This window comes from Enterobacter sp. 03-F-07-AD-ECC (genome assembly GCF_047530935.1).
Taxonomy (GTDB): Bacteria; Pseudomonadota; Gammaproteobacteria; order Enterobacterales; family Enterobacteriaceae; genus Enterobacter; species Enterobacter cloacae.
This window is the reverse complement of sequence record NZ_JBLKBZ010000007.1, coordinates 206518-220793: the sequence shown is the minus strand read 5'-3', so window position 1 is coordinate 220793 and position 14276 is coordinate 206518. Positions and strand designations below refer to the sequence as shown.

Genomic DNA, 14276 nt, shown 5'->3' with positions numbered 1-14276 from the left:
TCTTGCTAAGCTAGTGGCAGGCTTTATATCTCCGGGCGGTTTCTACCGCCTGGTTTCATTTTAGGGATAGTCGCAATGAAAAAATCGGTCGTAGCGGTAGGCGTGATTGTAGTGTTAGGCGTAGTCTGGACGGGAGCATCCTGGTTTACCGGGAAGCAGCTGGAGAGCCGTCTGGCTGAGATGGTGGCACAGGCTAACAGCCAAATTAAGCGTGGCGCACCGGAAGCGGGTGTAGAGCTGAGCTATCAGAATTATGAGCGCGGGGTATTCACCAGCCATATGCAGCTTGTGGTGAAGCCCGTTGCCGGAAATGAAAATGGCTGGCTGAAGCCGGGCCAGACGGTGGTGCTGGATGAGGTGGTAAGTCACGGTCCGTTCCCGCTGGCGCAGCTGAAGTCCTTTAACCTGATCCCATCAATGGCGTCCGTTCACACCGTGCTGGTGAATAACGACTTAACTAAGCCGCTGTTCGATCTGGCAAAAAATGAATCGCCTTTCGCGGTTGATACCCGCATCAGCTATGCCGGTGACACCCGCTCGAATATCGCGCTGAAGGCGCTGAACTACGAGAAAGAGAACGAGAAAGTCACCTTCAGCGGTGGCAACTTCACCGTAGATGCTGACCGCGAAGGGAACGTGCTCTCCCTGACAGGGGAAGCGCAAAGCGGTCTGGTCAACGCCGTTAACGAATACGATCAGAAGGTACAGATTACCTTCAACAATTTGAAAGCAGACGGCAACAGCCGCATGACCGACTTCAAAGAGCGTATCGGCGATCAGAAACTCTCGATTGATAAGATTGCCATTGCGATTGAAGGTAAAGAGATGGCCGTGCTGGAAGGCATGGACGTTGATGGTAAATCGGATGTCTCCAAAGACGGTAAAAGCATCAATACTCAGCTGGATTACACCCTGAAGAGCCTGAAAGTGCAGAATCAGGACCTGGGTACCGGCAAGCTTTCGCTGAAGATCGGCAATATTGACGGTCAGGCGTGGCATGAATTCAGCCAGAAATACAGCAAAGAGAGCCAGGCGCTGCTGACCGATGCCGCGCTGCAGCAGAACCCGGAAGTGTATCAGCAGCAGGCGATGGCCGTGCTGTTCAACAACCTGCCTATTCTGCTCAAAGGTGAACCGGTGATCACCGTCGCTCCGCTGAGCTGGAAAAACAGCAAAGGCGAAACCAGCTTTAACCTGTCTCTGTTCCTGAAAGATCCGGCAACCGCAACGGGCGAACCGCAAACGCTGGCGCAGGAAGTGGATCGCAGCGTGAAGTCTCTGGACAGCAAGCTGACGATCCCAATGGATATGGCAACCGAGTTTATGACTCAGATTGCGAAGCTTGAAGGGTACGGCGATGACGATGCCGGCAAGCTGGCAAACCAGCAGGTGAAAGGCCTGGCGGCGATGGGCCAGATGTTCCGTATCACGAAGGTGGACGACAACACGATTTCCACCAGCCTGCAGTATGCCAACGGCCAGGTGACGCTCAACGGTGACAAAATGCCGCTGGAGGACTTTGTCGGCATGTTTGGTATGCCTGCCCTGGGCATGCCGGAACCGGCTGAACCAGCAGCGCCAGCCGAACCTGCGGCGCCGCAGCAGTAAACGACAAAACCCCTCGCGTGAGGGGTTTTTTATTGCCGGGTGGCGGCGATGCCTTACCCGGCCTACGATCCGCAACGTGCTCTGGATTATTTCACCGTTACCAAACGCGCCGCCACAATCTGGTGCCCGGCCTGCACGTCTGTTTTTTCGATGCGTTGCATGATCCTGTCCGCCAGCGTGTAACCCATCTCCCGTGCGGGCGTGGTGGCCCAGACGATGGGCAGATCGTCCAGCGCATTTTCGCCAACGTCGGCAAATGCCCCTAACGCCACCTGATGGCCGAAGAAGGTTTCAACGCCCCCCTCACCGCTCTGACGCCCGGCGCGGATCAGACCAAACCAGGCCCCCATCGCAATCACATCGTTATAGCAAATCACGGCGCTTATTGTCGGACTGCTGCTTAACAGCGCACCGATCGCTTCTGCGGCTTTTTTCTGACTGGATTCACACTCTACCACCCACTCGCTGTGGAACGGTAAACCGTATTTAATCAGCGTCGCGCAATAACCGCCCACCCGTTCGGCGCGGGTCAGCGACGAGCTTTTTCCGCCGAGCCAGGCAATCCGCTGATGTCCGCGACGAATAAGATGCTCGGTCAACATTTGAGCCGCCTGCATGTTGTCTGGCCGCAGGGTATCGGCCTCATCCAGATAACTGGCGCGCGACGCAAAGACCAGCGGCACCCCTTTTGCGGCCGCGCGCTCGCATAATTCACTGCTCACGCCCGACGCTCCGGCAACAATCACACCGTCAACGCCCTGGGTGAGCAGCATGTCGAGCCGGGAAAGAAGCTGGTCCGGCTCGCGCCCGCCGTGGAGCAGAAACACCATCCGTCCCTGCGCCTCCAGCGCTTCGGTTAACCCGGCGGTCAGTTCGGCGTAAAAGGGTGAAGTCAGGTCACGCACGATCAGGCCAATCACGCCGCTTTGTCCCCCGCGCAGGGCCGACGCCTGACGGTTACGCACAAAACCCAGTTGTTCAACGGCGTCGTTAACCCGCTGACCGGTCGCGGGAGAGATACGCCCTTTTCCACTCAGGACCAGTGAAACGGTGCTGACGGAAACCCCCGCCGCCAGCGCGACATCGTTGATGGTGATCTTTTTCGCTACAGCCATGTGTTGGCGTGACTCCCTGATAATGAGATCGGTAAAACGTTTTATCAATACGTTATCTTTATACTACCAATGAAAGGCTGAGAATGTGATTCAGCGCGCACTAAACTTTGATAAAACGTTTTATCTTCTCGCAGCATTGAAGCAGACAAACTGATTTTAACAATAAAGGAGTCGTTTTATGACGGCGAAAACAGCACAAAAAATATCGCTGTGGGAATTTTTCCAGCAACTGGGTAAAACCTTTATGCTGCCCGTGGCGCTTCTCTCGTTCTGCGGGATCATGCTCGGGATCGGCAGCTCGCTCAGCAGTAAGGACGTCATTACGCTGATCCCGTTCCTCGGTACCCCTGTGCTGCAGGCGATCTTTATCTGGATGAGTAAGGTCGGCTCCTTTGCCTTCAGTTTCCTGCCCGTGATGTTCTGTATCGCCATCCCGCTGGGCCTGGCGCGTGAGAATAAAGGCGTGGCGGCGTTCGCCGGTTTTGTGGGCTACGCGGTGATGAACCTTGCGGTGAACTTCTGGCTGACCGCCAAAGGCATCCTGCCCACTACCGATGCTGCGGTGCTGAAAGCCAACAACATTCAGAGCGTGATTGGTATTCAGTCCATCGACACCGGGATCCTCGGCGCGGTGATCGCGGGGGTCATTATCTGGATGCTGCATGAGCGCTTCCACAATATCCGCCTCCCCGATGCCCTGGCATTCTTCGGCGGCACCCGCTTCGTGCCAATTATTACTCTCGTGGTCATGGGGCTGTTTGGTCTGGTCATCCCGCTGATCTGGCCGGTCTTTGCGCTCGGTATCAACGGTATTGGCCGTATCATTAACGGCGCGGGCGATTTCGGCCCGATGATCTTCGGTACCGGCGAACGTCTGCTGCTGCCGTTTGGCCTGCAACATATTCTGGTGGCGCTGATTCGCTTCACCGAAGCAGGCGGCACCATGGAAGTGTGCGGTCATGATGTAAGCGGTGCGCTGACCATCTTCCAGGCGCAGCTGAGCTGCCCAACCACTCATGGCTTCTCTGAGAGTGCGACCCGCTTCCTGTCACAGGGTAAAATGCCGGCCTTCCTCGGCGGTCTGCCAGGCGCGGCGCTGGCGATGTACCACTGCGCCCGACCTGAAAATCGTCACAAAATTAAAGGGCTGTTGATTTCCGGGGTAATCGCCTGCGTTGTAGGCGGTACGACTGAGCCTATCGAATTCCTGTTCCTGTTTGTCGCGCCGGTGCTGTATCTCATCCACGCGGTGCTGACCGGTCTGGGCTTTACCGTGATGGCGGTGCTGGGCGTCACCATCGGTAACACCGACGGCAACGTAATTGATTTCGTGGTGTTCGGCATCCTGCATGGTTTGTCCACCAAGTGGTATCTGGTACCGGTCGTGGCGGCGATCTGGTTCGTGGTGTACTACGGTATCTTCCGCTTCGCCATTACCCGCTTTAACCTGAAAACGCCAGGCCGCGATGCCGAAACCGCCACCAGCGTGGAACAGGCCGTTGCCGGTACAGTGGGTAAATCGGGTTATAACACGCCGGCAATTCTGGCGGCGCTGGGCGGTGCGGATAACATTACCTCTCTGGATAACTGCATTACCCGTCTGCGTCTGTCGGTGGCGGATATGTCGAAAGTGGATACCAATGCCCTGAAAGCCAACCGGGCAATCGGCGTGGTACAGTTGAATCAACACAATTTGCAGGTGGTTATCGGCCCGCAGGTGCAGTCGGTCAAAGATGAACTGGCCACCCTGATGCGCACAGTCGAAGCCTGATGCCTCACCCCCTCACGCTGAGGGGGTTTTACTTTAAGGACCTACGTCATGTTTGATTTCTCGACCGTTGTCGATCGCCACGGCACCTGGTGTACACAGTGGGATTATGTTGCCGACCGTTTTGGTGCCGCCGACCTGCTGCCCTTTACGATCTCTGATATGGATTTCGCCACCGCCCCCTGCATTATCGATGCGCTACATCAACGTATTGATCACCGCGTGTTTGGCTACAGCCGCTGGAAAAACGAAGAATTCCTGGCCGCGGTGACGCACTGGTTCCAGCAACGTTTTAACAGCCGGATTGATACTGAAACCGTTGTTTATGGCCCTTCCGTGATCTATATGGTCTCTGAGCTGATTCGCCTGTGGTCGATGCCGGGAGACGGCGTGGTGGTGCATACCCCGGCTTATGACGCGTTTTATAAAGCCATTGAAGGCAATGCGCGCCGCGTGGTGCCAGTGGCGATGGAGAAACAGGCGTCGGGCTGGCAGGGAAATATGGCCGCGCTTGAGGCCGCCCTGGCGAAACCGGAAAACAAAATATTGCTGCTGTGCAGCCCGCAAAACCCGACCGGCAAGGTCTGGACGCAGGAGGAGCTGGCGCAGATGGCTGAACTGTGCGCGCGCTATGACGTGGCGGTGATAAGCGATGAAATTCATATGGACATGGTATGGGGAGAACATCGCCACACGCCATGGAACAGGGTCGCGCGCGGTAAATGGGCACTGCTGACCTCAGGCTCCAAGAGCTTTAATATCCCGGCACTGACCGGCGCATATGGGTTAATAGGCGATGAGGAGAGCCGTAATGCGTATCTGAGCGCGCTAAAAGGCCGTGACGGCCTCTCCTCTCCCTCCGTGCTGGCACTGACGGCGCATATTGCCGCCTATCAGCAGGGTGAGCCGTGGCTTGCCGCGCTGCGCGACTATCTGGAAGCGAACCTGAAATTTATCGCACGTGAAATGAACAGCGCTTTTCCGGCACTTAACTGGACGCCACCCGAGGCGACCTATCTCGCCTGGATTGACCTGCGCCCGTTAAATATTGACGATCGCGCCCTGCAAAACGTACTGATTGAGCAGCAAAAAGTCGCCATCATGCCGGGATATACCTACGGAAACGAAGGCATCGGTTTTATCCGCCTGAATGCCGGCTGCCCGCGCAGCAAGCTGGAACAAGGGGTGCAGCGGCTGATTGCGGGTATCAACACGCTCCTGTAGTTTGTTTGCGCAACGGAATATTCCCTTGCGCAAATAGCTTTTTACCTCGTTTTGTTTTTATAATGTGGCGCACTTTAACCAGAAAAGAGTGCGACCATGATTGATACACGCCTGCCTTTAACAGATATTCATCGTCACCTTGACGGTAACATTCGTGCCCAAACCATCCTCGATCTTGGCCGCCAGTACAATTTAACGCTCCCTGCTCAATCGCTTGAAACCCTGATCCCGCACGTTCAGGTCACCTCTAATGAACCGGATCTGGTCAGTTTTTTGAGCAAACTCGACTGGGGCGTAAAGATGCTGGCCTCACTGGATGCCTGTCGCCGTGTCGCTTTTGAGAACATCGAAGATGCCGCCCGTAACGGCCTGCACTATGTCGAACTGCGCTTTTCGCCAGGCTATATGGCGATGACCCACAGCCTGCCCGTTGCAGGCGTGGTTGAAGCCGTTATTGAAGGTGTCCGTGAAGGGTGCAAAGCCTTCGATGTGCAGGCCCGTTTGATTGGCATCATGAGCCGTACCTTCGGCGAAGCGGCCTGTCTGCAGGAACTGGAAGCGCTGCTGGCGCATCGTGACGCGATCACCGCAGTCGACCTGGCCGGGGATGAACTGGGCTTCCCGGGCAGCCTGTTCCTGTCACATTTCAACCGCGCACGTGATGCCGGCTGGCATGTAACCGTTCACGCCGGTGAAGCGGCGGGGCCGGAGAGCATCTGGCAGGCCATCCGTGAACTGGGTGCCGAGCGTATCGGTCACGGTGTAAAAGCGGTGGAAGATCGCGCCCTGATGGACTTCCTGGCCGAGCAACGTATCGGGATTGAATCCTGCCTGACCTCCAATATTCAGACCAGCACCGTGCCCGCGCTGGATAAGCACCCGCTGAAAACCTTCCTTGAGCACGGCGTGCTGGCCTCGCTGAATACCGATGACCCGGCGGTACAGGGCGTGGACATTATCCACGAGTACACTGTCGCCGCACCGCAGGCGGGCCTGAGCCGCGAACAGATCCGCCAGGCGCAGATTAATGGGCTGGAGATGGCCTTCCTCACGCCGGAAGAGAAGCAGGCGCTTCGTGATAAGGTGGCAAACGCATAACCCCTTTGCCGGGTGGCGGCTACGCCCTACCCGGCCAACAACACTTATGCCAGACAGAGCGTGGCGCGATGTTTGGCAGATTCAATGCCCAGTTCAATCAACTCCATAATCTGAATCGCCTGACTGGCTGGTACCGGGTTTTCCCCCGTGCCGTTCAGCGCATCACGCACGGCCGCATAATATGCCGGGTAGTTCCCCGGGCTCGTCAGCAAGGTTTCTTCCACCAGCGTCTCCCCCTCCACTTTGGTCACCACCCCGTCTCGCATATCATATCCCCAGTCTTCCTGAGGCAAACGCTCGCCGTTTTTCAGCCGGTCTTCCTGCGGATCCAGACCAAACTTCACATAGCTCCCGCGCGTGCCGTGAATGATATAACGCGCAGATTCCGCAGCCGCAACCATCGTTCCGTGCAGCACTATCCGCCGTTGCGGGTAGCTCAGGATGGCATGAAAATAATCGGTCGTTTGCGCGCCGGGTCTGAGCTGGGCCAGATCAACCGTCATACTCACCGGCAGACCAAACAGATTCACGGCCTGGTCGAGCAGGTGTGGGGCTAAATCGTACCAGATGCCGCTGCCTGGCCCGGCTTGCTCACGCCAGCGGTTTCGCACCTGCGGCCGAAAGCGGTCAAAGTGCGATTCAAAGAAGGTTATCTCCCCGAGCGTTCCCTCGCTGAGCAGCGCTTTTACCGTGAGAAAATCGCTGTCCCAGCGGCGGTTATGAAACACCGACAGCAGTCTGCCAAGGCTTTTCGCCAGCGCGTCCAGCTCGCGTGCCTGAGACAACGTCACGGTAAAGGGTTTATCGACGACGACATGCTTACCGGCTTCCAGCGCCGCTTTCGCCAGCGGGAAATGGGTATCATTCGGCGTGGGGATCACAATTAAATCGATATTCGGATCATTGAAAAGGTGCTTAGGCTCAGAGACAACCGGAACGGTGGGCCAGTCGGCATGCACCTTGGTGGCATCGCTGCTCGACATCGCCGCCAGCGCCATTCCCGGCGTACCGGCAATTAACGGCGCATGGAATGTTTTGCTCGCATACCCGTAACCAATAAGCCCGACACGGATGCTATCACTCATAGTGTTGCCCTCTCCTGTGATGTTCTTATTTCACACTGGCTAACCTGGCCTCATGACAGATTAAGCATGTGCCATATGACTTAAAATAGCATCCTGCTCCGCTTGTTTTTGTTATATGGGGTTAACCCGCTGATTGTGCTTAAGGGAACCGTTCCCAAAGCACTTGCTGTCTCCCCCCTGGCGCTGTAACATTTGCAACCGGTATTTATGGATAAATTACAAACACGAATTATGACGTCAATTATTAATCGAATCATTGAATTAGCGGGATGGATTGTTCTTGGGGTATCGGTCATTTTGCTTGGCGTTGCCAGCCACATCGATAACTACCAACCGCCGGAGCCTGTCACTGTCGCCCAACCTAAATAACCGGTTACGGTAATAAAGAGTGACATAATATGTCAGTTACTTATTGCCACTCCTGGTGAACACGGTTAACCTTCTCTTCCAGGCATCATCAGATGCCTGAATCTTTCGCAAAGAAAACTCCTAATTTAGTCGCGTTACCTGAGTGGGCAGTTTACGTCTTTATTAATCCGTTTATTATTCAAACGAATTACCTTAACGGGTATGACTCACTTTTATATGGAAACTTATTAATATGACAGTTCAGGACTATTTATTAAAATTTCGCAAGATCAATTCCCTTGAGAGCCTGGAAAAACTGTTTGACCACCTGAACTACACGCTGTCGGATAATCAGGACATCATCAATATGTATCGTGCAGCGGATCATCGCCGTGCGGAGCTGGTCTCCGGTGGCCGTTTGTTTAACGTCGGCGAAGTGCCTAAGTCCGTATGGCGTTACGTTTTATAAGAAAGTAGCCATCCGCGCGAAATGTTATATACTCTCCGCCCTGCAAACTGGCTGTACAACATTTCGCGCAGATTTATGGGAGAGTTCATGACCGCAACGCCTGGAGAAAGAATTGGAGGCTGGTTAATCGCCCCACTGGCATGGCTGCTGGTTGCCTTATTAAGCGCATCACTTGCGCTGCTGCTTTATACCACCGCGCTGGTTACCCCTCATGCAATCCAGACCCTGATGTCGCAAAGTGTGCTGAATATTACGCTGTGGTTCGTGTCGTTCGTCTTCGCCATTGGCATGTGGTACTACACGCTGTGGCTAACCATTGCGTTCTTTAAACGCCGCAAAAATGTGCCTAAGCACTACATCATCTGGCTGCTCGTTTCCGTACTGCTGGCGGTGAAAGCCTTTGCTTTTTCACCGGTTTCGGACGCGCTGGCCGTTCGTCAGCTGCTTTTCCCGTTACTGGCGGCGGCGCTTCTGGTGCCCTATTTCAAGCGTTCGACGCGGGTGAAGAACACCTTCGTGAATCCGTAATAACCTTACAGATAACCTGTTGTCGCCTGTTGTGGTTTATCCGATAATAGGCGGCTTTTTTATTTCAGGCTGAATAATGACCGATTACTTACTGCTCTTTGTCGGCACAGTGCTGGTTAACAACTTCGTTCTGGTGAAGTTCCTTGGCCTGTGTCCGTTTATGGGCGTGTCCAAAAAGCTGGAAACGGCAATGGGCATGGGGCTGGCAACCACCTTCGTGATGACGATGGCGTCCATCTGCGCCTGGTTGATTGATACCTGGATCCTCATCCCGCTGGGTTTAGTCTATCTCCGTACGCTGGCCTTCATTCTGGTCATTGCCGTGGTGGTGCAATTTACCGAAATGGTGGTGCGTAAAACCAGTCCGGCGCTCTATCGTCTGCTGGGTATCTTTCTGCCGTTGATCACCACCAACTGTGCCGTTCTTGGCGTAGCGCTGTTGAACATTAATCTCGGGCATAATTTCATGCAGTCGGCGCTGTACGGTTTTTCTGCCGCCGTCGGTTTCTCGCTGGTGATGGTGCTGTTTGCCTCTATTCGTGAGCGCCTCGCCGCAGCGGATATCCCTGCGCCCTTTCGCGGAAACGCGATTGCGCTGGTGACCGCAGGTTTAATGTCTCTGGCCTTTATGGGCTTTAGTGGTCTGGTGAAGTTGTAATGAATACCATCTGGATTGCCATCGCCTCCATCAGCGTGCTGGGGTTGGTGTTTGGCCTGATTCTGGGTTACGCCTCCCGCCGATTCGCGGTGGAGGACGATCCTGTTGTTGAAAAAATCGATGAGCTTTTGCCGCAAAGCCAGTGTGGGCAGTGCGGCTATCCTGGCTGTCGTCCCTATGCAGAAGCCGTGGGTATTCAGGGTGAGAAAATCAACCGCTGTGCGCCAGGTGGCGAAGCGGTAATGCTGAAAATTGCAGCGCTGCTAAACGTCGACCCGCAACCCATTGACGGCGATGCACAGGTGCAGGAGCCCGTGCGCGCCCTCGCGGTGATTGACGAAGCGAACTGCATTGGCTGCACCAAGTGTATTCAGGCATGCCCTGTCGACGCCATTGTTGGCGCCACCCGCGCCATGCACACCGTTGTGGCGGATCTGTGCACCGGCTGTAACCTCTGCGTGGCCCCCTGCCCGACGCAATGTATTGAGTTGCGCCCGGTTGAAACGACTACCGAAAGCTGGAAGTGGGATCTTCAAACCATTCCGGTTCGCAATATTCCTGTGGAACAACATGCTTAAGTTATTTTCTGCTTTCAGAAAAGAGAAGATTTGGGACTTTGACGGCGGGATCCATCCGCCAGAGATGAAAACCCAGTCCAGCGGCACGCCGCTGCGTCAAATTCCGCTGGCGACCCGTTTCGTCATGCCGCTGAAGCAGCACATTGGCGCTGAGGGTGAGTTGTGCGTTAAAGAAGGCGATACCGTCCTTCGCGGCCAGCCATTGACCTTTGGTCGTGGGCGTATGCTGCCGATCCACGCCCCGACATCCGGTAAAGTGGTGGCGATTACCCCTCACACCGTTGCCCATCCGTCAGCCCTCTCCGAACTGAGCGTCATTATTGAAGCCGACGGCGAAGACCGCTGGATCGAGCGTGATGGCTGGAGCGACTACCGCGCCCGCAGCCGGGAAGCGCTTATCGACCGTATTCATCAGTTCGGCGTTGCCGGGCTGGGTGGCGCAGGGTTCCCGACCGGCGTCAAACTGCGCGGTGGCGGCGATAAAATTCAGACCCTGATTATCAACGCCGCTGAATGCGAACCCTATATCACCGCCGATGACCGCCTGATGCAGGACTGCGCCGCGCAGGTCGTGGAGGGGATCCGTATCCTTGCCCATGTGCTGCAACCCCGTGAAGTGCTGATTGGCATTGAGGATAACAAACCGCAGGCCATTTCCATGCTGCGCGCGGTGCTCGCCGGTAGCCACGATATCAGCCTGCGCGTCATTCCGACCAAGTACCCGTCGGGCGGGGCAAAACAGCTGACGCAAATACTCACCGGAAAGCAGGTTCCCCACGGCGGCCGCTCGTCGGATATTGGCGTGCTGATGCAAAACGTGGGTACCGCCTACGCCGTGAAACGCGCGGTGATTGACGGTGAACCCCTGACCGAACGCGTGGTGACGCTGACGGGCGAGTCAGTGTCTCGTCCGGGGAACGTCTGGGCGCGTCTGGGCACGCCGGTTCGTCATCTTCTGGAGCAGGCCGGATTCTGTCCCGGCAGCGATCAGTTGGTGATCATGGGCGGTCCATTGATGGGCTTTACCCTGCCGTGGCTGGACGTTCCGGTCGTAAAAATCACTAACTGCCTGCTCGCCCCCTCCCCCACCGAAATGGGTGAAGAGCAGGAAGAGAAAGGCTGTATCCGCTGCAGCGCCTGCGCCGATGCCTGCCCGGCCGATCTGCTTCCACAGCAGTTGTACTGGTACAGCAAAGGTCAGCTGCACGATAAAGCGCAAGCGCATAATCTGGCTGACTGCATCGAATGCGGCGCGTGCGCCTGGGTCTGCCCTAGCAACATTCCGCTGGTGCAGTACTTCCGTCAGGAGAAGGCCGAGATTTATGCCATCTCGATGGAAGAAAAACGCGCTGCCGAAGCGAAAGCCCGCTTTGAAGCCCGCCAGGCTCGTCTGGAGCGTGAAAAACTGGCCCGTCAGGAGCGTCATAAGCAGGCTGCCGTTCAGCCAGGCGAGAAAGATCAGGATGCCATTAACGCGGCGCTGGCTCGCGTGCGCGAGAAAAAAGCGACCGCAGCGCAACCTGTGGTGATCTCCGCCGGTGAGAAGCCAGATAACAGCGAAGCCATTGCCGCACGTGAAGCGCGTAAGGCCGCGGCACGCGCGCGTCAGGCGGAAAAAGCGCAAACAGGGCAACCGGAAGAAACCCGTGTCGATCCGCGTAAAGCGGCCGTTGAAGCGGCCATCGCCCGCGCCAGGGCCCGTAAAGCGGGAGAGCAGCAGGTGGTCGTTGAGCAAGAGGCCGCAGACCCGCGCAAAGCCGCCGTTGAAGCCGCGATAGCCCGCGCTAAAGCGCGTAAAGCGGCGCAGCAACCGCAACCGGCCACAGAAGAGGCGCCGGTCGATCCGCGTAAAGCGGCTGTCGAAGCGGCCATCGCCCGCGCCAAAGCACGGAAAGCGGCGCAGCAACCACAACCAGCTGCAGAAGAGGCACCAGTCGATCCGCGCAAAGCCGCTGTCGAAGCGGCCATCGCTCGGGCCAAAGCGCGTAAAGCGGCTCAGCAGGAAGTACAACAGCCTGCCGCGAACGACGATCCACGCAAAGCCGCCGTCGCCGCCGCGATTGCACGCGTTCAGGCGAAGAAAGCCGCACAGTAAGCAGTTAACGAGGATTAAATGGTTTTCAGAATCGCAAGTTCCCCTTACACCCATAACCAGCGCCAGACGTCGCGCATTATGATGCTGGTCTGCCTGGCTGCACTGCCGGGTATTGCCGTTCAGTTCTGGTTTTTCGGCTGGGGAACCCTGTTCCAGTTAGCACTGGGCTGTGCCAGCGCCGTAGCGGCCGAAGCGCTGGTGCTGAAGCTGCGTAAGATGAACATCTCCCGTATTCTCAGCGATAACTCCGCTCTGCTGACGGGCCTGCTGCTGGCCATCAGTATTCCGCCGTTTGCGCCGTGGTGGATGATCGTGCTCGGTACGGTGTTTGCGGTGATTATTGCCAAACAGCTGTACGGTGGGCTGGGCCACAATCCCTTTAACCCGGCGATGGTCGGCTACGTGGTACTGCTTATCTCCTTCCCGGTACAAATGACCAGTTGGCTGCCGCCGCACGATATCGCCGCCACGGTGCCGGGTTTTATGGATGCCCTTCAGGTGATCTTTACCGGCCATACGGCGTCCGGTGCCGATATGAATGCGTTGCGTATGGGCGTGGATGGTGTCAGCCAGGCCACACCGCTCGATACGTTTAAAACGTCCCTGCGTGCCGGGCACAGCGTTGAGCAGATCATGCAATCAGCCATCTACAGCGGCGTGCTGGCCGGTGCAGGCTGGCAGTGGGTTAACCTGGCATATCTGTTGGGCGGCCTGTTTCTGCTGCAGCAGAAAGCGATCCGCTGGCATATTCCGGTGAGCTTCCTGGTCACGCTCGCGGTCTGCTCCACGCTGGGCTGGTTCTTCTCTCCTGAATCCCTGGCGAGCCCGCAGATGCATCTGCTCTCTGGTGCCACCATGCTGGGCGCGTTCTTTATTCTGACCGATCCGGTAACCGCCTCGACCACCAATCGCGGTCGTCTGATCTTCGGTGCGCTGGCCGGTCTGCTGGTGTGGCTGATCCGCAGTTTCGGCGGATACCCGGATGGCGTAGCGTTCGCCGTCCTGCTTGCCAACATCACCGTTCCGCTCATTGACTACTACACGCGCCCACGCGTGTACGGCCATCGTTAAGGGTTTCGCGATGCTGAAAACAATGCAAAAACATGGCGTCACGCTGGCCATTTTCGCTGCTGTCCTCACCGGGATGACGGCACTGGTGAACGAACTGACCAAAACGACCATTGATGAACAGGCCGCGAAGCAGCAACGCGCGCTGTTCGATCAGGTGATGCCGTCTGATTTCTACGATAATGACCTGCAGAAAAGCTGTTTCGTGGTACAGGCGCCGCAGTTAGGTAAAGGCCCGCATCGTCTCTATATCGCCCGTAAAGGCGATAACGCGGTGGGCGTGGTGATGGAGGCCACGGCACCAGACGGATATTCCGGTGCCATTCAGCTACTTGTGGGTACCGATTTTTCCGGTACCGTGTTGGGTACCCGCGTGACTCAACACCACGAAACGCCGGGCCTTGGGGATAAAATTGAGACACGCCTGAGCGACTGGATTTTGCATTTTGCCGGTAAGGTGATCCACGGCGAAGCGGACACGGCATTTGCCGTCAAGAAAGATGGCGGCGAGTTTGACCAGTTCACCGGGGCCACCATTACGCCGCGTGCCGTCGTGAATGCCGTAAAACGTGCCGGGTTGTATGCAGAAACGCTGCCTGCACAGATTAACAATCTTCCGGCCTGTGAGGAGTGA

Annotated in this window: 14 protein-coding genes; 12 read left to right on the top strand and 2 right to left on the bottom strand. The window is 56.5% G+C overall.

Annotated features, from left to right (window positions below; genetic code table 11):
* Window positions 1-75: 75 nt before the first annotated feature.
* Window positions 76-1608, top strand: coding sequence for a YdgA family protein (locus tag ACMWKA_RS13555; protein ID WP_414760324.1), 1533 nt, complete (start codon window positions 76-78; stop codon window positions 1606-1608).
* Window positions 1609-1694: 86 nt separating this feature from the next.
* Here the strand turns inward: ACMWKA_RS13555 and ACMWKA_RS13550 are convergent, their stop codons facing one another.
* A complete protein-coding gene (locus tag ACMWKA_RS13550; RefSeq protein ID WP_029882782.1) occupies window positions 1695-2723 on the bottom strand; it encodes a Mal regulon transcriptional regulator MalI in 1029 nt (342 codons plus the stop codon).
* A gap of 178 nt (window positions 2724-2901) precedes the next feature.
* Between ACMWKA_RS13550 and malX the strand changes: the two genes are divergently transcribed.
* From malX to add, 3 genes are all read left to right on the top strand, one after another.
* Window positions 2902-4494, top strand: a complete 1593-nt coding sequence (gene malX, locus ACMWKA_RS13545) for a maltose/glucose-specific PTS transporter subunit IIBC (RefSeq protein WP_020688287.1) — start codon at window positions 2902-2904, stop codon at window positions 4492-4494.
* Window positions 4495-4542: 48 nt separating this feature from the next.
* A complete protein-coding gene (locus ACMWKA_RS13540; protein WP_284958597.1) occupies window positions 4543-5715 on the top strand; it encodes a MalY/PatB family protein in 1173 nt (390 codons plus the stop codon).
* A 96-nt stretch (window positions 5716-5811) separates the two neighbouring features.
* Entirely contained in the window at window positions 5812-6813 is a 1002-nt protein-coding gene (gene add / locus ACMWKA_RS13535) for an adenosine deaminase (protein ID WP_013096893.1), read from the top strand.
* A gap of 44 nt (window positions 6814-6857) precedes the next feature.
* On the opposite strand, the gene ACMWKA_RS13530 is transcribed toward add, so the two are convergent.
* Window positions 6858-7898: an oxidoreductase gene (locus ACMWKA_RS13530; RefSeq protein ID WP_029882780.1), complete on the bottom strand. Its 1041-nt coding sequence runs from the start codon at window positions 7896-7898 to the stop codon at window positions 6858-6860.
* A 243-nt stretch (window positions 7899-8141) separates the two neighbouring features.
* Between ACMWKA_RS13530 and blr the strand changes: the two genes are divergently transcribed.
* The 8 genes from blr (at window position 8142) to rsxG (ending at window position 14276) form a co-directional block, all read left to right on the top strand.
* Window positions 8142-8267, top strand: coding sequence for a division septum protein Blr (gene blr, locus ACMWKA_RS13525; RefSeq protein WP_168112406.1), 126 nt, complete (start codon window positions 8142-8144; stop codon window positions 8265-8267).
* A gap of 232 nt (window positions 8268-8499) precedes the next feature.
* Complete coding sequence (gene ydgT, locus ACMWKA_RS13520) at window positions 8500-8715, top strand: transcription modulator YdgT (RefSeq protein WP_013096896.1); 216 nt, start codon at window positions 8500-8502, stop codon at window positions 8713-8715.
* Window positions 8716-8802: 87 nt separating this feature from the next.
* The gene (locus ACMWKA_RS13515) at window positions 8803-9243 is read left to right on the top strand and encodes a DUF2569 domain-containing protein (RefSeq protein WP_013096897.1); all 441 of its coding nucleotides are present in this window, start codon (window positions 8803-8805) and stop codon (window positions 9241-9243) included.
* 76 nt (window positions 9244-9319) lie between these two features.
* Window positions 9320-9901, top strand: coding sequence for an electron transport complex subunit RsxA (rsxA, locus tag ACMWKA_RS13510; RefSeq protein ID WP_013096898.1), 582 nt, complete (start codon window positions 9320-9322; stop codon window positions 9899-9901).
* Window positions 9901-10479 (top strand): electron transport complex subunit RsxB, encoded by a 579-nt coding sequence (rsxB, locus tag ACMWKA_RS13505; protein WP_013096899.1) that lies wholly within the window; start codon window positions 9901-9903, stop codon window positions 10477-10479. Before rsxA ends, rsxB begins: the two co-directional genes overlap by 1 nt.
* The gene (gene rsxC, locus ACMWKA_RS13500; RefSeq protein ID WP_414760323.1) at window positions 10472-12574 is read left to right on the top strand and encodes an electron transport complex subunit RsxC; all 2103 of its coding nucleotides are present in this window, start codon (window positions 10472-10474) and stop codon (window positions 12572-12574) included. Before rsxB ends, rsxC begins: the two co-directional genes overlap by 8 nt.
* A gap of 18 nt (window positions 12575-12592) precedes the next feature.
* Window positions 12593-13645: an electron transport complex subunit RsxD gene (gene rsxD, locus ACMWKA_RS13495; RefSeq protein ID WP_048971242.1), complete on the top strand. Its 1053-nt coding sequence runs from the start codon at window positions 12593-12595 to the stop codon at window positions 13643-13645.
* A 10-nt stretch (window positions 13646-13655) separates the two neighbouring features.
* Window positions 13656-14276, top strand: a complete 621-nt coding sequence (gene rsxG / locus ACMWKA_RS13490) for an electron transport complex subunit RsxG (RefSeq protein WP_048971240.1) — start codon at window positions 13656-13658, stop codon at window positions 14274-14276.

Bases quoted from the DNA above. Each gene is read 5' to 3' on its own strand.
- ACMWKA_RS13555 (WP_414760324.1), top strand. From the start codon at position 76: ATGAAAAAATCGGTCGTAGCGGTAGGCGTGATTGTAGTGTTAGGCGTA.
- ACMWKA_RS13550 (WP_029882782.1), bottom strand. From the start codon at position 2,723: ATGGCTGTAGCGAAAAAGATCACCATCAACGATGTCGCGCTGGCGGCG.
- malX (WP_020688287.1), top strand. From the start codon at position 2,902: ATGACGGCGAAAACAGCACAAAAAATATCGCTGTGGGAATTTTTCCAG.
- ACMWKA_RS13540 (WP_284958597.1), top strand. From the start codon at position 4,543: ATGTTTGATTTCTCGACCGTTGTCGATCGCCACGGCACCTGGTGTACA.
- add (WP_013096893.1), top strand. From the start codon at position 5,812: ATGATTGATACACGCCTGCCTTTAACAGATATTCATCGTCACCTTGAC.
- ACMWKA_RS13530 (WP_029882780.1), bottom strand. From the start codon at position 7,898: ATGAGTGATAGCATCCGTGTCGGGCTTATTGGTTACGGGTATGCGAGC.
- ydgT (WP_013096896.1), top strand. From the start codon at position 8,500: ATGACAGTTCAGGACTATTTATTAAAATTTCGCAAGATCAATTCCCTT.
- ACMWKA_RS13515 (WP_013096897.1), top strand. From the start codon at position 8,803: ATGACCGCAACGCCTGGAGAAAGAATTGGAGGCTGGTTAATCGCCCCA.
- rsxA (WP_013096898.1), top strand. From the start codon at position 9,320: ATGACCGATTACTTACTGCTCTTTGTCGGCACAGTGCTGGTTAACAAC.
- rsxB (WP_013096899.1), top strand. From the start codon at position 9,901: ATGAATACCATCTGGATTGCCATCGCCTCCATCAGCGTGCTGGGGTTG.
- rsxC (WP_414760323.1), top strand. From the start codon at position 10,472: ATGCTTAAGTTATTTTCTGCTTTCAGAAAAGAGAAGATTTGGGACTTT.
- rsxD (WP_048971242.1), top strand. From the start codon at position 12,593: ATGGTTTTCAGAATCGCAAGTTCCCCTTACACCCATAACCAGCGCCAG.
- rsxG (WP_048971240.1), top strand. From the start codon at position 13,656: ATGCTGAAAACAATGCAAAAACATGGCGTCACGCTGGCCATTTTCGCT.